Source organism: Streptomyces sp. NBC_00459 (assembly GCF_036013955.1).
In the GTDB taxonomy this organism is placed as follows: Bacteria; Actinomycetota; Actinomycetes; order Streptomycetales; family Streptomycetaceae; genus Streptomyces.
In genome coordinates this window covers 2,997,573-3,023,233 of the sequence record NZ_CP107903.1, presented here as the reverse complement: position 1 = coordinate 3,023,233, position 25,661 = coordinate 2,997,573, and the positions used below count along the sequence as shown (strand labels likewise).

The following is a 25,661-nucleotide window of genomic DNA, read 5'->3' as shown; positions in this document are numbered from 1 at the left end:
AGACCAACATCAACAGGGGTCGGCTGTGTGAAGAGTTGACGGTCCCTCGGCGCTCAGGCGTCGGCACCGGGGGCGATCAGGCCCGTCTCGTAGGCCAGTACGACTGCCTGGACCCGGTCGCGCAGCTCCAGTTTCGACAGGATGCGGCCGACGTGCGTCTTGACCGTGGTCGGGCTCAGGAACAGACGTTCCGCCAGCTCGGCGTTGCTCAGGCCCGTCGCCATCAGGCGCAGGACCTCCAGCTCACGGGGGGTCAGGCCCGACAGGTCCGGGTGCCGGGCGGGGGCCCTGGGGGGCTCCTGGCGGTGTGCGAAGCGTTCGATCAGACGGCGGGTGATCGCCGGGGCGAGCAGGGCGTCGCCGGACTGGACCAGGCGTACGGAGGCGACCAGGTGCTCGGGGGTGACGTCCTTGAGGAGGAAGCCGCAGGCGCCGGCGGTGAGGGCGGCGTAGACGTAGTGGTCGAGGTCGTAGGTGGTGAGGATGACGACCCGGGTCCCCCCGGCCTCCGGGGCGTCGTCGGCGAGGATCCGCCGCGTGGCCTCGATGCCGTCCATGCCCGGCATCCGGATGTCCATGAGGACCACATCGGGCCGGGTACGGCGTACGGCGGCCACCGCCTCGGCCCCGTCGGCCGCCTCGGCGGTCACCTCGATGCCGTCGGCGGCCAGGATCATCCCGAAGCCCGTGCGGACCAGCGCCTGGTCGTCGGCGATGACGGCTCGGAGAGGTGGCCGGCTGTGGGTCACGGGGTCCGCCACGGGACTCTGGCCGTGATGCGGTAGCCGCCGGTGAGGGTCGGGCCTGCGGTCAGCTCGCCGCCGTAGACCGCCAGCCGTTCACGCAGCCCGATCAGGCCGCGGCCGTGGCCCGTCCCCTTGGCCTTCCCGCTGCTGTCGCCTTCCGGCGGTGGGCGGTCGGGGGCGGTGGCGCGCGTGTTGCCGACCTCGATCTGGAGGAAGTCGTCCGTCCAGCCGATCAGGACGGAGGCCTTGGCGCCGGGCGCGTGCCTGATCGTGTTGGTCAGCGCCTCCTGCACCACGCGGTACGCCGTCAGGTCCACCCCGGGCGGCAGGGGGTCGGGCGGCAGCGACACGGCGACGACGACCGGTGTCCCGGCGCCGCGCACCCGTTCCGTCAGGGCGTCGAGCCGGTCCAGGCCGGGCTGCGGCTCCAGGCCGTCGGCGGGGGTCTGCTGCTGCGGGCCGCCGGTGTCCGGGGCCGCCAACAGGCCCATCACATGCCGGAGTTCGGCCATCGCGGCCCGGCCCCCGGCCTCGACCGCGAGCAACGCCTCCTTCGACCGCTCGGGCGCCGAGTCCATCACCTTGCGTGCCGCGCCGGCCTGGATCACCATCACGCTCACATTGTGGGTCACCACATCGTGCAACTCGGCGGCGATCCGCGCCCGCTCCTCCACCACGGCCCGCCGCATGGCCTCCTCCTGGGCCTGCTGCAACCGCGTGAACCGGTCCCGGCCGGCCGCGAGGCGCCGCCGCCAGAAACGGACCAGACCGGCCAGCACCCCGGCGATCAGCAGTACGACCCCGGGACTCGACCAGCCCGGAAGCAGGGGCTCCGCCCGCTGGAACGCGAGGCCGGCCAGCACGGCGCCGACGACCATCGCGGCCATGGCCCCCACCCGGTAACGGCTGTGCATGACCGCGCTGTAGGCGCCGATGACACAGGTCAGCACGGTGATCCAGGAGGCTTCGTCGCCGATGGCCACCGCAGCGCCCAGCACCACCCCGAACACCGCCAGCGGATACCGACGCCTGGCCAGCAACGGCAGCGCCGACAGGACGACCAGGGGCCAGGGCGCGAGAGGGGCGTCCTCCTCCGCGAACCCTGGACGGGGTACGGGCGGGACGGGAGGTTCAGGCGGTTCGGGCGACGGGCTCGGCTGCATGATCTCGGCCCCCGGCACACGCACGCTCACGCCGCCGCCCTCGTACACGGACTTCGGGAAGAAGCGCACCGGGCCGTCGCCGGGATAGCTCGCCGCGACGATCAGCGCGACGACGGTCAGGACGACCGCCAGCGCCAGGTCGACGCGCACCGCCCGCCGGGACAGCGGAGCGGGCTTCGGCTCCGGCCGCAGCGCGTCCCGCAGCTGCTGACGCCAGAGCCACGAGCGCCGACGCAACCGGTCCTCCGTCTTCGTCGACGTCTCCATCGGCGTCTCCAACGGTGTCGTCTCCAACGGCGTCGTTCCCATCGGCGTCGTCTTCATCGGCACATTGTGCGGCCGTCCGCCCAGCCCCGCGCCCCTGCGCGCCGAACAGCCCGACAAGCCGTTCCTCAGGCCTACTTCGCAGGGATGACCCCACGACCGGATCCTCCGCGGGGAGGGCCGGACGTCGGTGCCGCGGCCGACGCGCCGCGACAGCGCCCGCCCCTACGGTCGCCGAGTCCGACCACTTTCCGCTCGAACCGACCGTAGGGACAGGCGAGTTCATGACTCAGGTGATTCAACTGGAGGACGTGGCCAAGCGCTACGACAGCGCCGACAGGCCCGCGCTGGGGCCGCTCACGCTCTCCGTCGAACAGGGCGAGGCGCTCGCCGTGACCGGCCCCTCCGGCAGCGGCAAGTCCACTCTGCTGAACCTCGTCGCGGGCCTCGACCGGGCGACCGAGGGCACCGTGTCCGTGGCCGGCCGACGGCTCGACGACCTGACCGAGCACGCGTTGGCGCGGTTCCGGCGCGAACAGATCGGCATGGTCTTCCAGTTCTTCAACCTGCTCGACGACCTCACCGTCACCGACAACATCCAGCTCCCCGCCCAACTGACCGGCACCGCAAGGCGCGAGACGACGGCCCGTGCCGGGGAGCTCATGGAGCTGCTCGGCATCCAGAAGCACGCCCGCGCCTATCCGGGCCGGCTCTCCGGCGGCGAACGCCAACGGGTCGCGGTGGCACGGGCGTTGGTCAACCGCCCCGCCCTGCTGCTCGCCGACGAGCCGACCGGCGCCCTCGACACCGCCTCGGGCGAGGACGTACGGGAGCTGCTGGTCGAGCTGCACCGCGGCGGGCAGACCATCGTGCTGGTCACACACGACCTGGCGCTCGCCGAGGCGTGCGCGAGCCGCACGATCCACCTCGTCGACGGCCACCTCGCCCTCGACACCCGGGCAGGGGTGGCCCGTTGAACGCCTCCGGCTTCGGGATGGGCAGGGGCTTGGGCTTGGGCTTGGGAGGTGCGCTCGGCCGGGTCGTACGGTCCGGGGTGGGGCGGCGCCGGGTACAGACCGTGGTGATCGCCATCGCCACGATGATGGCCGTGGCCTCGGCGGTGGTCGCCGGGTCACTGATCGTCGCCTCCAACGCGCCCTTCGACCATGCCTTCGCGCAGCAGAACGGCGCCCATCTGACGGTCCAGTTCGATCCGGGCAGAGCGAATACGGCGCAGCTCGCGGCCACCGGGGACGAGGCGGGCGTCACCGCGAGCGCGGGACCGTACCCCACCACGACGATTCGGCCGGTGGACGCGAGGGGCGGCCACCTGCCGACGCTGACGCTCGTCGGACGGTCCGGTCCGCGGGCCGAGGTGGATGATCTGGACCTCAGGTCCGGCCGCTGGGCGGCGAAGCCGGGCGAGATCGTGCTGGACTCCTCCTTCTCCGGCCCCGACCTCGCGCTCGGCTCCACACTCCAGGCCTCGGACGCCGTCGACAGCCCCACCCTGACGATCGTCGGCTTCGCCCTGTCGGTCAGCAGGACCGCCGACGTCTGGACGACCCCCGCCCAGGCCAGGGCACTGGCGTCGAAGGAGACCCCGCTCACCAGCCAGATGCTGTACCGCTTCGACTCCGCCGACACGGAGAAACAACTCACCGCCGACCGCAAGCAGTTGGCAGCGGCCGTGCCGTCCGGCGCGCTGCTGGGCAGCCAGTCCTATCTGGAGACCAAGCGCGACGCGGACCAGGGCGCGGCGCCGACCATCCCCTTCCTCGTCGCGTTCGGCGTCCTCGGCATCGTGATGTCGGTGATCATCGTCGGCAGTGTGACCAGCGGCGCGGTCGGATCGAGTCTGCGCAGGATCGGCATCCTCAAGGCCATCGGCTTCACCCCGCGCGAGGTCGTACGCGCCTATGTGGCACAGGCGTTGATCCCGGCCACCGTCGGCATCGGGCTAGGTGTCGTCCTCGGCAACCTGCTGGCCGTACCCCTCCTCGACGACACCGAGCAGGCGTACGGCATCGGCACGCTGGGCGTGACGTGGTGGGTGGACGTCGTGGTGCCGGCCGCCGCGCTGCTGGTCGTCGGGACCGCCGCGCTGGTGCCCGCGCTGCGCGCCGGGCGGCTGAGTACGGTCGAGGCGATCGCCGTGGGCCGGGCCCCGCGCCCGGGACGCGGCCAGTGGGCACACCGGGCGGCGGGACGGCTGCCGCTGCCCAGAGCGGTGACGTACGGCCTCGCGAGTCCCTTCGCGCACCCGGTCCGCACGGTCGCGATGCTGCTCGCGGTGGCCTTCGGCACCATCGCGGCGACCTTCGCGGTGGGGCTGACCGCGTCCCTGACGGCGGTCGGTGCCGCGGCCGATCCCGAGGAGAGCGCCGCGGTCACCGTGTTCGGCGGCGGCGGGCCGGGGGTCGCCTCCGGCGGACCCCCGCAGGAAGCGGGCAGATCCGAGGCCCCGGCCACCGATCCGGCACGCATCCGCGCCGCCGTCGAGGCGCAGGAAGGCACCGCCTCGTACTACGCCATGACCCGGGCCGACGCCGCCGTGGCCGGGGTCACCGGCTCCGTACAGGTCGCTCTCTACCAGGGGGAGTCCCGGGCCGGCAGCTACGAGATGATCTCCGGCCACTGGCTCTCCGGGGCCGGGCAGGCAGTGGTGGGCTCGGGTTTCCTGGAACACACCGGCACGGAACTCGGTGACACGGTCCGGGTGACCTACGAGGGGGACACCCGGAGCCTGCGGATCGTCGGCGAGGCCTTCGACACGTCGGACGGCGGCATGGCGGTCCACGGGAACATCGCCGACTTCCCCGCGGCCCAGCCCCGGATGTTCCTCGTCGAGGTGAAGCCGGGCGTCTCACCCGTCGAGTACGCCGCGAAGCTCGCCGCCGTGGTGCAGCCCCTGGGCGGCGACGCCATGGCCAACGCCCCTTCGGCGAACGACAACTTCATCGTCATCCTGGAGTCGATGGCGGCACTCCTCACCCTCATGCTGGTCTCCGTGGCCGGCCTCGGCGTCCTCAACTCCGTCGTCCTGGACACCCGGGAACGCGTCCACGACCTCGGCGTCTGCAAGGCGCTCGGCATGTCACCACGCCAGACGGTGAGCCTCGTCCTCGCCTCGGTGGCCGGGATCGGCGTGCTCGGCGGCCTGATCGGCGTACCGGCCGGCTTCGCCCTCCACGGCTTCGTACTACCGGTGATGGGCCATGCGGCGGGCACCGAGCTGCCACCGTCCGTCCTCGACGTGTACGTCCCCTGGCAGCTGCTGCTCCTGGGACTGGCCGGAATCGCCATCGCGATGCTGGGCGCGCTGCTCCCGGCGGGCTGGGCGGCAAAGGTCCGCACGGCAACGGCACTGCGTACGGAGTGAGGGAGGAGGGTTAAGGCTGGTGCTGGTGGTGGCGGGCTGCGGGCGGGGCCGGGGGCGGAGACAGGGCCCGGGGCCGGGGGCAGCCCCGCAGGGGCGCTCCCGGCCCCGGCCAGGGGTGCGGGGCCGCTACCTTTGCGGCTCCGCCGCGCGGGCGCGCCCAGCCACAGCGCACCCGCACCCGCACTCAAAAGCGAACCGCACTCACCCGATCTTCCGCGGCAGCCGCAGGCTGAGAAGCGTCGTCAGCGCGATGCCCCCCAGCTGCACCACCAGCGTCGTCACCAACGCGTCCCGCATACCCATCCCCGGTGCCAGGGAGAGGAACAGCGTGCCCAGGGTCGCCACGCCCAGCGCCAGCGCGGACTGCTGCGTGGTGACCATGACCCCGCTGCCGACGCCCGCCCGGGCCGGCTCGATCTCGGAGAGGACGATCCGGAAGAGAACGGGGAGTTGGAGCGCCTGTCCCGCACCCGCGACCGCCGCTCCCGGCAGCAGCTCCACCAGACCCACGTCCGGCCAGGAACGCCACACGGCGACGACGATGAGAGCCACGCCCACCCCCTGGACCAGGCCGCCGACGGTGACGACCCGGGTGCCGTACCGGGTGACCAGACGAGGTCCGGCGAGGGAGACGGCGAAGAACGTCACCGCCATGGGAGCCAGCGCCAGCCCCGCCTGCACCGGGCCCAGGCCCGCGCCCCTTTGCAGGGCCACCGCGATCACGAACATGAAGCCGCTGAAGCCGATGGAGAACGGCACGATCATCAGCAGGCCCCGGCGCAGCGACGTCAGCGCGAACAAGGTCGGTGGCACTAGGGGAGTACGTCCCCTGCGGTCGGCGCCGCGCTCGATCGCGTAGAACGCCGCCGCCGCGAACGGGAACGCGGCCAGCGACAGCCAGGTCCACAGCGGCCAGCCCGCCGCCCGGCCCTCGGTCAGCGGGGCGAGCAGTGTGATCAGGGACAACGCCAGGAGGAGCGTCCCTGGCACGTCCACCGGCTCCGGGTGCTGCGAGCGGGTCTCCGGGACCGTCCGGGCGGCCAGGATCAGACCGAGGAGCACCACCGGCACGTTCACCAGGAACACCGAGCGCCAGCCCGTTCCCGCGATGTCGGCGGCCACGAGCACGCCGCCGAGGATCTGGCCCGCCACCATCGACAGGCCCGCCGTCGCGCCGTACAGGCCCATGGCCCTCGCGCGGCGCGGGCCCGCCGTCGCCGACTGGATCGTCGCGAGCACCTGCGGCAGCATCGCCGCCGATGCCGCGCCCTGTGCGATCCGGGCCGCCACCAGGGTCCATGCGGTCGGCGCCAGACCGCAGGCCAGCGAGGTGACGGCGAACGCCGCCATCCCGCCCAGGAACAGCCGGCGCCGGCCGAAGAGATCGCCGAGCCGCCCGCCGAGGACGAGCAGGACGGCGTACGAGACGCCGTATCCGGCGACCACCAGTTCGAGGACGGCCTCGCTCGCCGAGAGATCCCGGCCGATGGTGGGCAGGGCGACGTTGACGATGAAGAAGTCGATGAGAGGGAGCGCCGCGCCGAGGAGCACGGTGAACAGTCCGAGCCCGCCGAGTACGGGTGGCCCGGCCGGAGAACGGACGGAGACGGTGGGTGAGGTGCTTGTGTCGGTCACGTCGACCAGCGTCCGCCTCCCCTGAGGGGGGTACCAGAGTGTCTTTATCCTGGTACCAGGAGTACCTGGAAACGGGGTCCGGGTGGAGGGAGAGTGGGACCGTGACCACGACGAGCATCGCCACCGCCCAGGAAACCACGGCTCAGCGGGAGCAGCGGCGACCCGGTGGGCGCGGTTCGGAGATCCGGCGCCATGAGCTCGCCGTCTTCCTGCGCAGCCGCCGCGAGCGCATCACCCCCGAGCAGGTCGGCCTCCCGCGCGGCCGACGCCGCCGTACGCCGGGTCTGCGCCGTGAGGAGGTCGCGCAGCTCTCCGCCGTGGGCGTCACCTGGTACACCTGGCTCGAACAGGCGCGCGCGATCCAGGTCTCCGAACAGGTGCTCGACGCCCTTGCCCGTACCCTCCTTCTCGACGCGAGCGAACGCGCCCACCTCTTCCAGCTGGCCGGAGCCGTCGACCCCACCCCCGCCGCGAGCTGCCCGACGATCACTCCCGCCCTGCGTGAACTCCTGCGCGCCCTCGACCCCGTCCCGGCGTGCATCCAGAACAACCGGTACGACATCCAGGCGTACAACCGCACGTACAGCCGTCTCATGGGCAACCTGGATGCCGTGCCGCCCGAGGATCGCAACCTCATGCTGCTCGTGTACACGAACGAGGAGTGGCGGTCGTCGGTCGTCCTGCTCGAAGAGACGATGCGCGTGATGGCGGCCAAGCTCCGGGTCCAGCAGGCCGCCCATCTCGGCGACCCCGCCTGGAAGTTGATGCTGAAGCGGCTGCGCACACAGTCTCCGGAGTTCTGTGCGATCTGGGAGCGGTACGAGGTGGTCAGCGCCCGCGGCAAGACCAAGCAGTTCCGCAACCCGTACGTCGGCCTGCTCACCCTCGATCACACCGACCTCTGGCTCGCCCCGGAACTGGGCACCCGCCTGGTGACGCTGGTCCCGACGGACGAGGAGACGCGCGAGCGCCTGGAGAAGCTGTACGCGATGGCCTTGGGCGGGGAGTGGGGGGCGGGGGAGTAGTCAGGGAGAGGCAGCGGTCGGTCGGGTTAGGGCAGTAATTCGGTCGCGGTCGGTCAATTCCTTTCCTGGCAGCGGGTGTTGGGGGTGGCGACACCGCTTGGGCGCAGGTGTTCCCTACCGTCGTCGGGAGTTGATCATCAACGCCCGGGGAGGCGCCCTCGATGACGGACCACGCACCTCAGCCCCCACATCCGAATCCACACCCACATGGACTTGGGCATGGGCATGGGCAGGCGCGCGCGACCGCCCGAAGCATCCCCGTGCAGGCGCTGCGCCCCGGAGATCACGCCTGTCTGGACGTGCCCGACGCCCAGGCCCACTGGCAGGTGCTGACCGCCTACACCCGCACCGGACTGACCCGTGGCGAGAAGGTGCTGGTCGTCCTCGACCCGGCCGACGTGGGCGACGACGACGCCCTCGCCCGCCTCGACGCGGGCACCGGACAGGCCGAAGCCGCCTGTCGGAGCGGTCAGTTGGAGATCCTGCGCAACACCGCCGTGTACCTCCCCGACGGCAGCTTCTCCAGGGAGCGCCAATTCCGGCTCTACTCCGATGAGTTGGAGCGGGTGTGGGCGGAGGGGTGGCCAGGGCTGCGGGTCGGGGCCGACATGGCCTGGGGGCAGCGGGCCGGCGTCGGCGACGACCAACTGCTGGACTACGAGGCCTGTATGGAACCGCTGTTCGTGGATCCGCGCCTCACCGCGATGTGCTGGTACAGCCGCCACCAGTACACCGACCACCTGGTGGCCGCGATGCGGACGGTCCATCCGCTCCAGGTGATGGCCCACCTCGACGCCCTCGAAGTGATCCCCGCCGACGGCGCCGCCCCGCTCCGGTACGTCCTCGACCTGACCGACCTGTTCTACATGGAGGCGCACACCGCCTGGCAGCTCATCGGCTTCGCCCGGGACCTGCCCGACGGCGACACACTCGACGTCCGCTGCGGCCCCATCCTCGAAGCGGTCCTCCGAGGCCTCGGCGCTGACGACGTAAGGCAGTTGAGGCTCCGCACGGAAACAGAAGCAGCGGCAGACGGCGAGCCGGAGCCGGAGTCGGGAGCGGAGCAGGAACCGGGAGCGGAGCAGGGACCGGGAACGGAGCAGGGACCGGGAGCGGACCCGGAGTCGGGAACGGTCAGCGGGACAGGCCGCTGAACCAGGCCGCCACCTGGCTCCGGGCCGCGAAACCCAGCTTGGCGAGGATGCGTTCGACATGCCCCTCGGCCGTACGCCGGGAGATCACCAGCCGATCCGCGATCTGCCGGTTCGTCATGCCCGACGCGATCAGCGCGGCCACCTCCAGCTCGCGGCGGGTGAGCCCGGTGTCGGGCACCGACGGTACGGCGGCCCGTGCGGCTGCGGTGCGCGGCTCGCCCAGTGCGTACGCGAGGGCTTCGCGTACCGACAGCTCGTAACCCCGCCGATGGGCCTCGCCGTACGGGCCGTCGCCGGGTGTCCCGCAGGCCTGCCTGCGCCCTGTCCGCGGGACGTGGCCGAGGTCGCACCGGATGCGGTGCGCCGCGCCCCGCAGCACGGCCGCCCGCTCGGTGTCGCCCCTGGCGGCGGTGACGACGGCCAGTATCTCCAGGGCGCCGCCGACGGCGTGCGGCTCACCGGTGACGTACGGCAGCCGCAGACAGCGCCGGACACTCTCGGCGGCGGCCTCGTGCTCGCCCAGGGCCCAGTGGGCGGTGGCGAGTGCGCCCAGGACGTACGAGCGGACCCACTGCTCGCCGTACGCCTCGCACACGGCGAGGGCGTCCACGCACAGCGGCACGGCGTGCTCGGGGCGGCCGTGGAAGGTGAACGTGGCCGCCATCTCGACACGGCTGAGGAGATGGAAGGCGAGCAGTCGGCGCTCGTCGTCCCCGACACGCCCTGTCCGGTGCCCCAGGGCGTCGGCCAGTGGTCTGACGTCCGGCAGCTCGTGCGGGGCCGACGTCGGGGGGTGCGGGACGCCGGCCCGGAGTACGGCGTTCGTACGGCTGCGGACCAGCGGGATCAGGGCGGCGGCCCAGTGGGCCCGGGTCAGTTCGGGCGGCGGGCGCCGGCCCCCGCGCAGGAGGAGCCGCTGCCACCAGTGCCGCAGCTCCGCCCAGGCGCCACGCGCGATCCAGTAGAACCACAGGCTGCCGACCAGGCGCAGCCCGCGTGGGGACTCGCCGGGGGTGGTCAGACAGAAGTCGAGCGCCGCGCGCAGATTGTCGTGCTCGGCGCGCAACCCGGCCAGCGTGCCCGGCTGGTCCGGCCCGAACCAACTCCGCTCATGCTCCTCCGCGACCCGCACGAAGTGCGCGCACAACCGCCGCCGGGTGTCCCCGGCCGCCCCGAGCGCCTCCAGTTTCTCCAGCCCGTACTCCCGGAGAAGAGCGAGCATCCGATACCGGGTACCGCTCGCCCCTCCGATCCCGCCCACCTCCCTGACCAGCACAGACTTCTCCACCAGCCCGATCACGGCATCCAGCACGGCGGCCCGCGTGACACCGGAGGCCGCACCGGCCGCTTCCGCTCGGGCTCCGGTGGTGGTCAGGCCTTTGGCCCGGGTCGGCGGTCCGTTCGCGCGGGTCGTCGCCGCCGGAGAACCGTAGGAGGGGCGGGCCGTGCCGGTCCCGTGGTCGGTGTGGGTTGTTTCCGCGCAGCCGGGCTCGTCTCCGGTGTGGTTCCTCCTGGTCTGTCCGGTGCTGCTGTCGGCACCGACGGCTTCGGCTCGGCCTCCGGGGTCGGCAGGGCCTCCGGGCCGGGCCGGTGCCTCGCTCGCGCGAGTTGTCGCCGCCGGGGTGGGGTCGTCGTAGGGGCGGCGGGTCGTCTCCGTCCGGGCCGTGTCCGTCCGGGCCTTGCCGGTCCTGTCGTCGGCCGGGGTCGACGACGTGGGGTCGGGCTCGCCGTACGAGCGGGTCGTGTCCGGCTGGGCCGTCCCCGTACCCGTCCCACCAGCGGAGCGACTCGTTCCCGCCGGGTCGGGCTCACCGTCGGCGCCGCCCTCGTGCGCCCTGCCCGGCCTCCCTCCGACGGAGTCACCGCACACCGCCTCCGCCCCCGCCAGGTCGAAGCCGCCGGTGAACACCGACAGGTGGGCCCAGGCGAGTCGCTCCGCCGGGGTGCACAGGTCGTGGCTCCAGTCCACGGCCGAGCGGAGGGTCTGGTGGCGAGGTGGAGCGGCGGGGCTGCCGCAGGTGAGGAGCCGGTAGTGGGCGCCCAGGTGTTCGCCGAGGCGTTCGTCGAGCTGCTCCACACCCAGGGCGTGCATCCGTACGGCCGCCAGTTCGATGGCCAGCGGGAGGCCGTCCAGACGGTTGCAGAGGCGGGCGACGGCTGCCCGGTTGTGATCGGTGATCCTGAAACCCGGTGCCACGGCCGCCGCCCGGTCGGCGAACAGACGCAGCGCGGGGAACTCCCTGCCGGGCAGGACGTCCCCGGGGGCCGGAGTCGCCAGCGGGGGCACCGGGAGCAGCCGCTCCTCGGTGAGGCCGAGTCGATGGCGGCTGGTGGCCAGTACACGGACGCTCCCGGTCGCCCCGAGCACGGCGGCCACCAGCGAGGCGCAGGCGTCCGTCAGATGCTCGCAGTTGTCCAGGACCAGCAGCAGGCGTCTGTCGCGCAGATGCCCGACGACTGTGTCCAGCGGCGCCCGGCCCGTCTCGTCCCGGATGCCGAGCGCGTCCGCCACCGCGTGCGGCACCAGCGCGCCGTCCCGCACGGCGGCCAGCGGGACCAGCCGGACCCCGTCCGGGAAACCCCGTACGGCCCCCTCCGCCACCCGCGCCGCGAGCCGGGTCTTGCCGACCCCTCCGGGACCGGTGAGAGTCAGCAGCCGGGTGGCGGCCAACAGCCTTCTGGCCTGCGCGAGTTCAGCGCGCCGGCCCACGAAACTGGTTGCCGGCACGGGGAATCCGACCGTGCGCCGCGACCCGACTGCCCCCACGATCGGCCACGCCCTCTTCGAGTTCGACGAGTTGCTGGTGCCCTTGCGTGATCTTCAACGGTGATCGTCGGCAATGGGTTACAGCAACGGCTCACCTCGTGGTGCGCGCCCCCGTCGCACCTCGCGCGCCCTTCTTCCCGCCCCCGTCCTCACGCGTGCCGTCCTCGCTCGCGTCGCCCTCGCCCCTGCCGCCCGCGCTTCCGCCGTCCTCGTCCTCCAGACGTCCTGCCGCCCGCTCCGCCGTCCGCCGGGCCCAGTCGCCGGTGGTGACGGCGCCCAGGACCAGTACGGCCAGACCGCAGCCCGCGATGATCCACCAGCCGGGCCGCGCCGCGGCGGCGAACACCTCCTTGTACGAGCCCGCCCCGATCCCGGAGGCCAGCACCGCGCCGATCACCGCGACCCCCAGCGTGCCGCCGGTCTGGCGGCTGGTGGAGGCGACCGCGGCGGCCACCCCGGCCTGGGAACGGGGCATGCCCGAGACGGCCGTGTTGGTGATGGGCGCGTTGACGAAGCCGAAGCCGAGGCCGAACAGGAAGTACCCGATGACCAGTGTCACGTTCGACGTCTCCGCGTCGAAGGCGGCGAACAGGACCCCGCTCGCCGTCATCCAGACCCCGGCCATGAGCAGCGAGAACCGTGGTCCCCGGCTGCCGACCAGCCGCCCCGAGATCGGCGCGCACACGAAGCACATCAGCGCCATCGGCAGCATCCACAGACCGGCGTGCAGCGCGGACAGCCCCCGCACGTTCTGCAGGTACAGCGTCGACAGGAACAGGAACCCGCTCAGCGCCGCGAACGCGCTGACCGCGATCACGGTCGCCCCGCTGAACGGCACCGACCGGAAGAACCGCAGGTCGATGAGGGGTTCGGTGCGCCGGGGCTCGTAGTACAGCAGCCCGAGCAGCGCGGCCAGGGCGACCGCCCCGAAGGCGAGCGTGTGCGTGACCGGTGAACCGGGCGCCTCGATGATCGCGTACGTCAGTGAGCCGAGCAGCGCGATGACCAGGACCTGGCCGACCGGGTCCGGGCGGCGGGCCTTCGGCGCCCGGGACTCGGGGACGTACCGCAGGGTCAGCAGAAGCGCGGCGAGGCCCACCGGCAGGTTTATCCAGAAGATCGAGCGCCAGCCGACGGAGTCCACGAGGAGGCCGCCGATGATCGGGCCTGCGGCCATGGAGATGCCGACCACCCCGCCCCACACCCCGATCGCCCGGGCCCGCTCGCGCGGGTCGGTGAAGGTGTTGGTGATGATCGACATGGCGACGGGGTTGAGCATCGAGCCGCCGATCGCCTGGATCATGCGGAACACGATGAGCCAGTCGAGGCTCGGGGCGAGCGAGCAGAGCACCGAGCCGAGCGTGAACAGCACCAGCCCGGTCAGGAAGACCCGGCGGCGGCCGATCCGGTCGGCGGTCGAGCCCGCCAGCATCAGCAGCGAGGCCAGCACCAGCGTGTACGCGTCGAGCGCCCACTGCATACCGGCCACGCTCGCGCCCAGGTCCCTCTCCATGGAGGGGAGCGCGACGTTGAGCACGGTGACGTCGAGGCTCACGATCAGCAGGCTCATGCAGCAGATCGCGAGCACCAGCATGCGGCGGCGGGAACTCGGCTCGGACATGCGGTCCATAGTACGGCTAACTAATGACTTTGGCTGTACTCCGTTCGGTGCGCGAGAATGGCCCGATGCCCACGCCCGTCACCGCACCCGCAAGCCTCCTCAGGATCGGCCCGCACACCGTGCAGCCGCCCGTCGTCCTGGCCCCCATGGCCGGGATCACGAACGCGCCCTTCCGCACGCTGTGCAGGGAGTTCAGCGGAGGTAAAGGCCTGTTCGTCAGCGAGATGATCACGACCCGGGCGCTGGTCGAGCGCAACGAGAAGACCATGCAGCTGATCCACTTCGACGCGACCGAGAAGCCGCGCTCGATCCAGCTGTACGGCGTCGACCCGGCGACCGTCGGCAAGGCCGTCCGCATGATCGCGGAGGAGGACCGTGCCGACCACATCGACCTCAACTTCGGCTGCCCCGTCCCGAAGGTGACGAGGAAGGGCGGCGGCTCGGCCCTCCCGTACAAGCGGCACCTGCTGCGCGCGATCCTGCGCGAGGCGGTGTCCGGTGCCGGGGACATCCCCGTCACGATGAAGATGCGCAAGGGCATCGACGACGACCACATCACCTACCTCGACGCCGGCCGCATCGCGGTCGAGGAGGGTGTGACGGCCATCGCACTGCACGGCCGCACCGCCGCCCAGCACTACGGCGGCACGGCGGACTGGGACGCCATCGCCCGCCTCAAGGAGCACGTGCCGGAGATCCCCGTGCTCGGCAACGGCGACATCTGGTCGGCCGAGGACGCCCTGCGGATGGTCCGGGAGACCGGGTGCGACGGAGTGGTGGTCGGACGCGGCTGCCTCGGGCGGCCGTGGCTGTTCTCGGACCTGGTGGCCGCCTTCGAGGGGCGTACTGAAGACATCGCGCGCCCGTCCCTCCGTGAGGTCGCCGACATCATGGTCCGGCACGCCACGCTGCTCGGCGAGTGGATCGGGGACGAGCCGCGCGGGGTCATCGACTTCCGCAAGCACGTCGCCTGGTACCTGAAGGGCTTCGCGGTCGGCTCCGACATGCGCAAGCGTCTCGCCATCACGTCGTCCCTGGAGGAACTCCGTTCCGGGCTGGACGAGTTGGACCTCGACCAGGGCTGGCCCCTGGGCGCGGACGGGCCCCGCGGCCGTACGTCCGGCAACAACCGGGTGGTGCTGCCGGAGGGCTGGCTGAAGGACCCGTACGACTGTGCGGGCGTGAGTGAGGATGCGGAACTGGACACGTCCGGGGGCTGATTCGGGGCGGGCCCGGTCGCTGAGGCACTCTCGACATCCGTTCGGGGCTCGCGGACACTGGTCGGCGTGACGGACGTCGCGGTGTGGGTCGCGGCCTTCACCGGCGGTACGGCGGTGCTCGCGAGCTGGGTCACCAACCTGGGGAACGTACGGGCCGCAAGGGCCCAGGCCGAGGCGTCGGCGCTGGCCCAACAGCGCGACCGGGTCCGGGAGTTGCGGCGAGCCGCCTACCTGGACTTCATGGAACGGGCCCATGTTCTCGGTGAGTTGTACTGGCGAGCCGAGTCCAGGTTCGTCCAAGCCACCGATCCGGATCAGCTGCTGACAGGCCTTCAAGAGCTGCGTGGCGAACTGCGCGGCGCGTACGACCCCCTCATGCGAAGCGTCCGAGTCATCTCCCTGGAAGGGCCCGCCGCCCCCGCCGAGGCTGCCGGAACAGTCCTGGAGGCGGCGGCGGACACCAGTCGAGCCCTGTGGCGCTTCACGCTCGGGGAGCCCGAAGCGCAGGCGCGCTTCGACGAAGGGCATCAGCGCTTCAAGCACCTTCTGGCACAGTTCGTCGAAGCGGCCCGCGAGGCCATGACCGCCCCGTGACCCCGGGGGACTTCTTACGGGTGGGGCGTTGAGCCGTATGCCGTCAGGAACTTGTCGCGGAACGCGCTCATCTTCCAGACCGGGGCGTTGTGGGCGGGGCGCAGGCCGTCCGTCCAGTTCCAGTCGGCGATCTTGTCGAGGATCTTCGGGTCCTTGGCGACGACCGACACCGGCACGTCACGGCTGGCGTTGCTGCCGCTGACCCGGGACATGGGCTGGTGGTCGCCGAGGAAGACGAGGACGGTGTCGTCGGTGCCGTACCGGGTCAGCCAGTCGATGAGGCTGGTGACCGAGTACTGGATCGACTTGCCGTACTCCGCCTTGGCCTCGGGGGCGTTGTAGAGGACGTCCTTGGGGTCCTTGCCCGCCTTCTGGATCGCGTTGAACACCGTGCCGTCGCCGAGCTCGTCCTGCGGGACCGTCTGGGGAAGCGGCGCCCAGGGCTGGTGGCTCGACGTCAGGATGATCTCCGACATCAGCGGCTTGGCCTGCTTCCTGCCGTGCTCCAGACGCTGGTACGCCTCCAGCGTGTACTGGTCCGGCATGGTCGACCAGCTGAACTTCGGCCCCTTGTAACCGAGGTCCTTCGCCGCGTAGTTCTTCTCCAGGCCGTAGAACTTCGCCTCCGGCCAGCTCTTCTGCACGCCCGGCATCACGCCGACCGTCCGCCAGTCGCCGGTGCGCCGGAACACCTCGGGGAGGGTGAGACGGTCGCTGTTGACGAGGGTGCGGTAGCGCTGCTGGTTGTTGATCCACAGGCCCGACAGGAACGTGGAGTGGCCGAGCCAGCTGCTGCCGCCGTACGTCGCCGAGGTCAGCCAGCCGCTCTTCGCGGCGAACCCGGCGTCCGTCAGGGCCTGTGTCTGGTCGGCGAGCGTCTTGTCGACGCCGGGCGACATGATCGGGTCCTCGATCGCGCTGCGGCCGTAGCTCTCGATGAACGTGAAGATGACGTCCTTGCCGCGCAGGTCCGGCACCAGCTGGTCACCGGGCGTCTTCGCGAACGGGTCGTTCTTCGCCAGCTCCTTGAACTCCGCCTCGTCGTGCAGCGTGTCGCTCACCCGCCGCGCGTGCACCTTGACGACTCCGGCGGTGTGGTCTGACGCGATCGGCACCCCGCCGACCGTGAGACCGAGGGACATGCAGGTGATCCAGACGGTGCCGGCGATCAGCGTGGCCTTGGTGGCGACGGTGTTGTGGCGGGCGAGCACGTTGCTGAGCCGTACGGTCGCGAAGGCCGTTCCGACGAGCAGGAGCAGCACGAGCACGACCACCCCGGTGGTGGCCGCGATCGACCCCACGGCACCGAAGGAGTCGGTGAGGTACGACTGCGCGTCGCTCAGCAGCGCCCAGTCGAGCAGCACGTTGAAGTGACGGCCCAGGAACTCGACGAACCCCATGTCCAGCAGGTTGACCACGGTGACCGCACCGAGGAAGGCACCGATGCACGCCGCCGTGATCACGCGCGGCCGGCGCGGCATCGCGAGCAGCACGACGGCCCCGACGATCGCCTCGGCCGGAAGCCGGAGGAACTCCGTGATCCGCAGGTTGCCGAAGGTGTTCGGCATCTGCAGGGCGACGAGAACGACCAGCGCGGAGAGGGCGGTCGCCGCCCAGCCGAGATTGCGGGCGGCGATCGGGCGCCGGGTGCGCCAGTCGGGCTTGGGCGCGGTCTCGGGTGCCGTCTGCTCGGCCTCGGCCGCCTCAGGGGCGTCGGTGGCCTCGATGGCGGTCTCGGCGGGCGCTTCGGCGGCCGTGTCCGGCTCGTCGGCGGACGCGGCCGGCTTCTCGGCCACCGGTCCGGCCTCCGGTTCCGCGGCCGGTTCAGTAGGCGCCTTTGCCTCCGGCTCCTCAACCGCCGTATCGGCGGCATCGGTTGCTTCGGTGACCGCCTGGCCCTGGCTCGAAGGCATCTCGGACGATGCCTCGGAAGGTCCCTCGGGGGTGGTGTCCGTCGATGGGTTGGCGCGAGTGAACAGAGGCACCCCGGAGGTCCTTCCGTGTGAAGCCGTGCGGGAAGCGGCGGACCCGGCGTGGGAGCCGAGGTCCGCCACCATCCCGTACGGCGGGCCCTCGGCCTCCGTTCAGCCTCCGCGTCCAAGCACCCGGCAAACACCGGGCAAACGCCTCACCAAGCGACCGGCCACACGCCTCGTCGCACGTCCGCTCAGGCGCCCCCGACCGCCGTGAGCAGCGCCAACGGAGCCGCCGCCGACCGGGACTCCCGTACGCACGCGTGCGGGTAGGGCACCGGTTCGCCGTGGGTGTCGCGGCCGTAACCGGCGAGGACCTCGGGGAGGCGGTGCCCGGTGGCGGTCGCCGCGTCGACGAGGGCGTGGGCGACCGTACGGGCCTCGTCGTGCAGGCCGTACCGGGCCAGGCCCAGCGTGATCAGGGCGTTGTCGTGCGGCCAGACCGAGCCGCGGTGGTAGGAGAGGGGATGGTAGGCGGACTGGCCCGACGCCAGCGTCCGTACGCCCCAGCCCGAGAAGAAGTCCGGTTCGACCAGGCGCCGGCCGACCTTCTCGCCGAACTCCTTGTCGAGCAGCCCCGACCAGAGCAGATGGCCCGCGTCCGAGGCGAGCGCGTCGACCTGGTTGCCCTCGCCGTCGAGCGCGAGAGCGGGGAAGGAGTGCTGGGGCATCCAGAAGTCCCGCTGGAAACGGTCCCGGAGGTCGGCCGCCGCCTGTTCGAGAAGGGCGGCGTACACCTCGTCGCCCCATACCGTGCGGGCGAGCTGGGCGGTACGGCGCAGGGCGTCGTACGCGTAACCCTGGGCCCCCGCCGCCATCACCGGGCCGCTTGCGCGGGTGCCGTCGGCCGAGCAGATGGCGCCGGGGGAGTCCTTCCAGTTCTGGTTGGCGAGGCCGCCCTGGTCGGCCCGGTAGACCAGATAGCCACGGGAGGTGAGACCCCCGTGGTCGAGCATCCAGCCGATCGCCGCGCGGGCGTTGGCTTCGAGACGGAGGGCCAGGGCCGTGTCGCCGGTCTGCTCGACATACGCCCCGAGGAGCACCAGGAAGAGCGGGGTCGCGTCGACCGAGCCGTAGTAACGGCCGTACGGCACCTGCCCGAAGTGCGCCAGCTCGCCGTGCCGTACCTCGTGCACGATCTTGCCCGGCTGGGCCACGGAGTCCGGGCCCACCTCGGTCGCCTGGGTCGCGGCGAGCGCCGGGAGGGTGGCGGCGGCGAGCTGGGGGCGGTAGGGGAGGGCGAAGAGGGAGGTGAGGAGTGCGTCGCGGCCGAGAAGGGTGAGGAACCAGGGCGCGCCGGCGGCCGGTACGCGCAGCTCCTCACCGTCGGGTCCCGTCGCGGGGACCTGGAGCGAGGCCAGGTCGGAGAGGCCGCGTGCGCAGGCCGCCGCCAGTTCCGGCCAGCCGGTGGGGAAGGCGACGCCCTCGACGAACTCCCCTTCCAGAGCGAGGAGTTGGTCATTGGCGGCGGTGGGAGAGGCGGGAACCTGCGGCTCCTTGGTCGCGCCGTGCGGGCGGGCGGCGACGCGCAGTGCCAGTTCCGCCGAACCGTGCGGTTCGAGATCCAGGGTCCAGACGAGGCGCCGGGCGCCGGTGCCGGTCTCCTCGACGCCGTCGGGGGCGGGCTCGGCGGTGACCGTCGTACAGGACAGCCACTCACCGCGCCGGTAGCTGAACTCGACGCCGTCGTCGAGGACTTCACGTTTACGGACGGCACCTGACTTGACGTATGTCCGGTAGTCGGAGCGCAGCTCGAACTGGTCGGTGAAGTCGGCGTCGGCGGTGACCGCGATCCGGACCGTCACCGGCACCGGACGGTTGCTGGTCACGCGCAGCGCCTCGACGAACGCGCCGTCCGCGACGGCCTGTTCACGGAAGAGCGTGTAGGCGGGCGGCTCCTGACGGCCCCCGCGCGGTACGAGGACACAGCGCGCGGTGTCCCCGTCGGCGACCGGGCTGAGCGTCTCGGGCACCGCGCCGTCGACGGTGAGCTGCCAACGGCTCAAGTGCCGTGCGTCGCGGACGAATAACCCGTCGGGCTGGCTGCTTCCGCGTACCCCGCTGATGTCCCCGCCGTCGCCCACGGCCGCGAACGTCCCGCCGTGCACGAGCAGATGATGCCGGTCCGTCATGCCCGTTCGCCTCCCTTGTCGTCCATGTCGCTCATGCCACTCACGTCACTCATGCCGAATGCGGTGTTGATGTCGCTGTCGCCGAAGGGCTGTTGGTGGAGCAGATCGAGGGTGAGCGCGGCGGTCCAGCCGAAGCCGAGTGCCCCGCAGGCCTCACCGGTGTACGGGTCCACGTACTCCGCGAACTCCGAGGCGTCGGCGGTCTCCAGCAGCGCCGTGCGCAGCGCGTCGGCGTGCGCCCGCTCGCCGTGCTGCCGCAGCCCGCGCTCCACCAGCCAACCGGTGTTGAACCAGGCCGGCCCCCGCCAGTAGCGGTGCGGGTCGAAGGCCTCGCCGAGCAGGTCGTAGGACGGTACGAGGCGGGCGGTGCCGCCGACCTCGAAGTGCGGTCCGCGCGCGGTACGGACGAGGGTGGCGGCCACGTCCCGGGGAAGCGTGGGCAGGAGGAGGGGGATGAGACCGGAGACGCCACGCTCGGGGACGAGGGCGCCCTCCACCACGTCGCGGCAGAAGAACATCCCCTCCGCCGGGTCCCACAGCCGCTCCACCAGGGCCGCCGTCAGCCGTTCCGCGCGGGCGTGCCGGGCCGTCCCCGTCGCGCCCAGCTCCTGGGCGATACGGGCCAGCGCGTGCTCCGACGCGATCAGCAGCGCGTTGAAGGAGGGGTCCTCGACGGCGAACTCGCCGGTGCCGTCCGCATATCCGGCGTCCCGGTAGTCCGTCGCCAGCCGTACGTACCGCCCGTAGTCCAGGTCGGTCGGCCGGTCCTCGGCGGCTCCGTGGTCGAGGTCGGCGCGGCGGAAGGAGCGGGCCGGGGCCGGGGTGACACGGCTCAACGGGGCATCCCAGCATGGGCTGTTGTCCATACCCTGTTCCCAGGGGTGCACGACCGACGCGAGGCCGCCCCCGCCCAGGTCCCGGCGGTGCAGCAGATAGCGGTGCCAGGCCGCGAGCCGCGGGTAGGCACGGGCGAGGAAGCCGCGCGACCGGGACAGACCGGGGTCGGCCTGGTGCACCAGCCAGACGGCCAGCGCGTGCACCGGTGGCTGCACGATGCCGGACGTCTGTACGGTGCGCGGGGCGCCCGCAGCGCGCCCCGCGGTCGAGGAGCGCCAGAAGTCGGGGCTCGGGAAGTACGCGTCGAGCGGGACGGAAGGGTTGAAGACGATGTGCGGGATCCGCCCGTCGCCCCACTGGGCCGAGAGCAGCGTCTCCAGCTCCGTCTGCGCGCGCAGGGGTGACAGATGACGCAGGCCGATCGCGATGAACGCGGAGTCCCAGGACCACTGGTGCGGATACAGGCCGCGCGAGGGCACCGTCGAGGTGCCGGTCCAGTTGCCCTCCAGCACCTCGGCCGCCCTGACGTGCAGGGCATGGCGGGCATGTGTCGTAACGTCCGGTTCGTATACGAAGGAGTGCGCCGTGTCGCGGGCACGGGAGGTCAGCTGGGCAGTGCGATCCACTCGGGGCTCCCCGAAGACGTTCGGCCCGACCGGTTCGGTCGTGCCACCGTAGAGTTACGTCTATTTAACACGCATAACTCAATATGTAATGCAAGCTTGAGAAACACAAGGGGGTGCGCATGAGTGGTCGTGCTCAGGCGAGCGCCGGCGATCTGCTCGAACTGGTACGCAGTGGACGCGCCACGACTCGCGGTGCCCTGCAACAGGTGACGGGTCTCTCACGCGCGACGGTCGGACACCGTCTGGACCGGCTGTTCCGCGCGGGCTGGCTGCGCGAGGGCGCCTCGGGTCCGGTCGACTCGCCGCTCGGCGGTCGCCCGTCGATCACGCTGGAGTTCGACGACGCCCACGCCGTCGTCCTCGCCGCCGACCTCGACACACGTCATGCCCGCGCCGCCGTTCTCACTCTCACGGGTGAACTTCTGGCGGAACACTCGGGCACCCTGGCTGTCGACGACGGCCCCGACGTCGTACTCGGCGATCTCGGCCGCTGGTTCGCGGAACTCCTGACGAAGGCCGGCCACCGCCCGTCCGAGGTCTGTGGCATAGGCCTCGCGGTGCCCGGCCCGGTCGACATGGACACCGGCCGCGTCGTCCAGCCGCCGATCATGCCCGGCTGGGACGGCTACGACATAAGAGCCCGCCTGGCCAGAGCCTTCGCCGAACACACGGACGAGCCGGTGGCGGCGAGGGTCCCGGTACTGGTGGACAACGACGCCAACCTCATGGCGTACGGCGAGCAGCGCACCGGCTATCCCGACTGCTCGGCCTTCGTCCTGGTGAAGGTCTCGACGGGCATCGGCGCGGGCGTGGTGGTCGGCGGTTCGGTGTTCCGGGGCATCGACGGCGGTGCCGGGGACATCGGGCACATCCGCGTCCCGCAGGGCGCCGAGGCGCTGTGCCGGTGCGGGTCGTACGGCTGCCTGGCCGCCGTCGCGAGCGGTGGCGCCGTCGCCCGTCGGCTCGCCGAGAGCGGGGTACCGGCGGCGTCGGGCTCGGACGTACGGGATCTGCTCGCGGCCGGGCATCCGGGGGCGCTCGCGCTCGCGCGGGAAGCGGGCCGGAGCGTGGGGGACGTACTGGCGACGGTGGTGACGCTGCTCAACCCCGGCGTGCTGATGATCGCGGGCGACCTGGCGGGCACGCCGTTCCTCACGGGCGTACGGGAGCTGCTGTACCAGCGGGCGCTGTCGCGCTCGACCGCGCATCTGGACGTGGTGACGTCGAGGCTGGGGGAGCGGGCGGGGCTGGTGGGGGCCGGGGCGATGGTCGTGGAGTACCTGTACGCGCCCGAGCGGGTGGAGGAGCGGCTGACTGCGCTCGGGGTGTGAGTCGGTCGGGGCCTGTGACAGGGGTGTTTCCCCTTCGCGTCGGCGTCCGCATGGTGAAATCCGGGCGCCCGTGAGTGCGTGATTCTCGCCACCCTTGATAGGGGTTGCGCTCAGATGAGCGGATCGCAGGCGACTGCACTTCTCAAAGGGTGGCACTCAGTGCCACCCTTTGATCGTTCATCGATAGAACTCAGACGTGTCGTGAGCCGCTCAGCTGAGCGATAAAATGCGCATAGGGCGACGGTTGCGTTCAAGAAGTGAAAACATGCCGGTCCCGCAGCTTGCCAAGCTTTGACTTTGGATCTGCTGGCTGACGGCTGGTTACAGGCACATGACGCGCAAGTGGACGTACCCAGACGCCTTCGATCTGGGTATGTTCCTGGCCGTCAGGGCAGCCACCGCGTCCTCAAGGAGTTGGGACCCGTGTCGGAAAACAAAGATCCCCACGTAGCTCAGCCGGCCAACAGTGTTGAGGGCGTGAAGTTCGTTTACGACTTCACCGAGGGCAACAAGAACCTCAAGGACCTTCTCGGCGGCAAAGGTGCCAACCTCGCCGAGATGACCAACCTGGGCCTTCCGGTGCCTCCGGGCTTCACGATCACCACCGAGGCATGCAAGACCTACCTCGACAGCGGCGACGAGCCGGCGGCACTGCGTGACGAGGTGAGCGCACACCTCGCGGCCCTCGAAACGGCGATGGGCAAGAAGCTCGGCCAGGCCGACGACCCCCTCCTCGTGTCCGTCCGCTCCGGGGCGAAGTTCTCGATGCCGGGCATGATGGACACGGTGCTGAACATCGGCCTCTCCGACAAGTCGGTCCAGGGCCTCGCCAAGCAGTCCGGCGACGAGCGCTTCGCGTGGGACTCGTACCGCCGCCTCATCCAGATGTTCGGCAAGACGGTCCTCGGCGTCGAGGGCGAGCTGTTCGAGGACGCGTTGGACGCGGCGAAGACGGCCAAGAAGGTCGCGGTCGACACGGAGTTGGAGGCCGCCGACCTCAAGAAGCTGGTCACCAAGTTCAAGAAGATCGTCAAGACCGAGGCGGGCCGCGACTTCCCGCAGGACGCGCGCGAACAGATGGACCTCGCGATCCACGCGGTCTTCGACTCCTGGAACACGGACCGCGCGAAGCTCTACCGCCGCCAGGAACGCATCCCGGGTGACCTCGGCACGGCGGTCAACATCTGCTCGATGGTCTTCGGCAACCTGGGCCCCGACTCGGGCACGGGCGTCGCGTTCACCCGCGACCCGGCCAGCGGCCACGCGGGCGTGTACGGCGACTACCTGCAGAACGCGCAGGGCGAGGACGTCGTGGCGGGCATCCGCAACACGGTCCCGCTCGCGGAGCTCGAACAGATCGACAAGAAGTCGTACGACCAGCTGATGCAGATCATGGCGACCCTGGAGAACCACTACAAGGATCTCTGCGACATCGAGTTCACCATCGAGCGCGGCCAGTTGTGGATGCTCCAGACACGCGTCGGCAAGCGCACGGCGGGCGCCGCCTTCCGGATCGCCACGCAACTCGTCGACCAGGGCCTCATCGACGAGGCGGAGGCGCTCCAGCGCGTCACCGGCGCCCAGTTGGCCCAGCTGATGTTCCCGCGCTTCGACGACCAGGCGAAGATCAAGCAGGTCGGCCGCGGCATCGCCGCCTCGCCGGGTGCGGCGGTCGGCAAGGCGGTGTTCGACTCGTACACCGCGGTCAAGTGGTCGCGTTCGGGCGAGAAGGTCATCCTGGTCCGCAGGGAGACCAACCCCGACGACCTCGACGGCATGATCGCTGCCGAGGGCATTCTGACCAGCCGTGGCGGCAAGACGTCCCACGCTGCCGTGGTCGCGCGCGGGATGGGCAAGACGTGCGTGTGCGGCGCGGAGGAGCTGGAGGTCGACACCAAGCGCCGCCGGATGACGGTCCCCGGCGGTCACGTCGTGGAAGAGGGCGACCTCATCTCCATCGACGGTTCCAGCGGCAAGGTGTACCTGGGCGAGGTCCCGGTCGTCCCGTCCCCGGTGGTGGAGTACTTCGAGGGCCGGATGCACGCGGGCGCCAACGACGCCGACGAACTGGTCGAGGCGGTCCACCGGATCATGGCCTTCGCGGACCGGAAGCGTCGCCTGCGTGTCCGGGCCAACGCGGACAACGCCGAGGACGCGATGCGGGCGCGGCGGTTCGGCGCGCAGGGCATCGGGCTGTGCCGTACGGAGCACATGTTCCTCGGCGACCGGCGCGAGCTGGTGGAACGCCTGATCCTGGCCGACACGGACGTCGAGCGCGAGGAGTCCCTGAAGGCGCTTCTCCCGCTCCAGAAGCAGGACTTCGTAGAACTGTTCTCGGCGATGGACGGCCTCCCGGTGACGGTCCGTCTCCTCGACCCCCCGCTGCACGAGTTCCTCCCGGACATCACCGAGCTGTCGGTACGAGTAGCCCTCGCCGAGTCCCGCAAGGACCCGCACGAGAACGACCTGCGCCTGCTCCAGGCCGTGCACCGCCTGCACGAGCAGAACCCGATGCTGGGCCTGCGGGGCGTACGGCTCGGCCTGGTGATCCCCGGCCTGTTCACCATGCAGGTACGGGCGATCGCGGAGGCGGTGGCCGAGCGCAAGAACGCCAAGGGCGACCCGCGTGCCGAGATCATGATCCCGCTGGTGGGCACCGTCCAGGAGCTGGAGATCGTGCGCGAGGAGGCCGAGCAGGTCATCGCCGAGGTCATCGAACAGACCGGCGTGGACCTGAAGCTGGCACTGGGCACGATGATCGAGCTGCCGCGCGCAGCCCTCACGGCGGGGCAGATCGCGGAGGCCGCCGAGTTCTTCTCGTTCGGCACGAACGACCTGACCCAGACGGTGTGGGGCTTCAGCCGGGACGACGTCGAGGCCTCCTTCTTCACGGCCTACCTGGAGAAGGGCATCTTCGGGGTCTCCCCGTTCGAGACGATCGACCGGGACGGCGTCGGCGCGCTGGTCAAGCTGGCGGTGGAGGCGGGCCGAGCGACCCGTCCCGACCTGAAGCTGGGAGTGTGCGGCGAGCACGGCGGCGACCCGGAGTCGGTCCACTTCTTCCACGAGGTGGGCCTGGACTACGTCAGCTGCTCACCGTTCCGGATCCCGGTGGCCAGGCTGGAGGCGGGGCGGGCGGCTTCGTCTTCGGCGGGGAGCGATCACCGGTAGGGGCCAGTAGGGCCATCTGA

16 protein-coding genes are annotated in these 25,661 nt (G+C 71.4%); 8 read left to right on the top strand and 8 right to left on the bottom strand.

Annotated features, from left to right (window positions below):
- Positions 1-53 precede the first annotated feature (53 nt).
- A complete protein-coding gene (locus OHN74_RS13225; protein ID WP_327694768.1) occupies positions 54-749 on the bottom strand; it encodes a response regulator transcription factor in 696 nt (231 codons plus the stop codon).
- Positions 746-2,176 (bottom strand): sensor histidine kinase, encoded by a 1,431-nt coding sequence (locus OHN74_RS13220; RefSeq protein ID WP_443060550.1) that lies wholly within the window; start codon positions 2,174-2,176, stop codon positions 746-748. The genes OHN74_RS13225 and OHN74_RS13220 overlap by 4 nt, the downstream gene beginning before the upstream one ends.
- A 281-nt stretch (positions 2,177-2,457) precedes the next feature.
- Here OHN74_RS13220 and OHN74_RS13215 point away from each other — a divergent pair, with 281 nt between their 5' ends.
- The gene (locus OHN74_RS13215) at positions 2,458-3,150 is read left to right on the top strand and encodes an ABC transporter ATP-binding protein (protein ID WP_327694766.1); all 693 of its coding nucleotides are present in this window, start codon (positions 2,458-2,460) and stop codon (positions 3,148-3,150) included.
- A 41-nt stretch (positions 3,151-3,191) separates the two neighbouring features.
- Positions 3,192-5,555: an ABC transporter permease gene (locus OHN74_RS13210; RefSeq protein ID WP_327700102.1), complete on the top strand. Its 2,364-nt coding sequence runs from the start codon at positions 3,192-3,194 to the stop codon at positions 5,553-5,555.
- Positions 5,556-5,756: 201 nt separating this feature from the next.
- Here OHN74_RS13210 and OHN74_RS13205 read toward each other — a convergent pair whose 3' ends face one another.
- Entirely contained in the window at positions 5,757-7,190 is a 1,434-nt protein-coding gene (locus OHN74_RS13205; protein ID WP_327694765.1) for an MFS transporter, read from the bottom strand.
- A gap of 116 nt (positions 7,191-7,306) precedes the next feature.
- Between OHN74_RS13205 and OHN74_RS13200 the strand changes: the two genes are divergently transcribed.
- Entirely contained in the window at positions 7,307-8,215 is a 909-nt protein-coding gene (locus OHN74_RS13200) for a helix-turn-helix transcriptional regulator (protein ID WP_443060549.1), read from the top strand.
- A 260-nt stretch (positions 8,216-8,475) separates the two neighbouring features.
- Positions 8,476-9,369, top strand: a complete 894-nt coding sequence (locus tag OHN74_RS13195) for an MEDS domain-containing protein (protein ID WP_327694764.1) — start codon at positions 8,476-8,478, stop codon at positions 9,367-9,369.
- Here OHN74_RS13195 and OHN74_RS13190 read toward each other — a convergent pair.
- Positions 9,350-12,097: a LuxR C-terminal-related transcriptional regulator gene (locus OHN74_RS13190; RefSeq protein WP_327694763.1), complete on the bottom strand. Its 2,748-nt coding sequence runs from the start codon at positions 12,095-12,097 to the stop codon at positions 9,350-9,352. The genes OHN74_RS13195 and OHN74_RS13190 overlap by 20 nt on opposite strands.
- A 130-nt stretch (positions 12,098-12,227) precedes the next feature.
- Positions 12,228-13,757: an MFS transporter gene (locus OHN74_RS13185; RefSeq protein WP_327694762.1), complete on the bottom strand. Its 1,530-nt coding sequence runs from the start codon at positions 13,755-13,757 to the stop codon at positions 12,228-12,230.
- A gap of 65 nt (positions 13,758-13,822) precedes the next feature.
- Between OHN74_RS13185 and dusB the strand changes: the two genes are divergently transcribed.
- Positions 13,823-14,977 (top strand): tRNA dihydrouridine synthase DusB, encoded by a 1,155-nt coding sequence (gene dusB / locus OHN74_RS13180; RefSeq protein ID WP_327694761.1) that lies wholly within the window; start codon positions 13,823-13,825, stop codon positions 14,975-14,977.
- A gap of 66 nt (positions 14,978-15,043) precedes the next feature.
- Positions 15,044-15,571, top strand: a complete 528-nt coding sequence (locus OHN74_RS13175) for a hypothetical protein (RefSeq protein ID WP_327694760.1) — start codon at positions 15,044-15,046, stop codon at positions 15,569-15,571.
- Between the two features lie 14 nt (positions 15,572-15,585).
- On the opposite strand, the gene OHN74_RS13170 is transcribed toward OHN74_RS13175, so the two are convergent.
- The 3 genes from OHN74_RS13170 to OHN74_RS13160 all read right to left on the bottom strand — a co-directional run bounded on the left by OHN74_RS13170 (position 15,586) and on the right by OHN74_RS13160 (position 21,139).
- Positions 15,586-17,484: a CDP-alcohol phosphatidyltransferase gene (locus tag OHN74_RS13170; protein ID WP_443060385.1), complete on the bottom strand. Its 1,899-nt coding sequence runs from the start codon at positions 17,482-17,484 to the stop codon at positions 15,586-15,588.
- A gap of 254 nt (positions 17,485-17,738) precedes the next feature.
- Complete coding sequence (locus tag OHN74_RS13165) at positions 17,739-19,676, bottom strand: amylo-alpha-1,6-glucosidase (protein WP_327694758.1); 1,938 nt, start codon at positions 19,674-19,676, stop codon at positions 17,739-17,741.
- The gene (locus OHN74_RS13160) at positions 19,673-21,139 is read right to left on the bottom strand and encodes an MGH1-like glycoside hydrolase domain-containing protein (protein ID WP_327694757.1); all 1,467 of its coding nucleotides are present in this window, start codon (positions 21,137-21,139) and stop codon (positions 19,673-19,675) included. Before OHN74_RS13160 ends, OHN74_RS13165 begins: the two co-directional genes overlap by 4 nt.
- Before the next feature lie 119 nt (positions 21,140-21,258).
- Here OHN74_RS13160 and OHN74_RS13155 point away from each other — a divergent pair, with 119 nt between their 5' ends.
- Complete coding sequence (locus OHN74_RS13155; protein ID WP_327694756.1) at positions 21,259-22,470, top strand: ROK family protein; 1,212 nt, start codon at positions 21,259-21,261, stop codon at positions 22,468-22,470.
- A 423-nt stretch (positions 22,471-22,893) separates the two neighbouring features.
- Positions 22,894-25,641, top strand: coding sequence for a pyruvate, phosphate dikinase (gene ppdK, locus OHN74_RS13150; protein WP_327694755.1), 2,748 nt, complete (start codon positions 22,894-22,896; stop codon positions 25,639-25,641).
- The last annotated feature ends 20 nt before the right edge of the window (positions 25,642-25,661 follow it).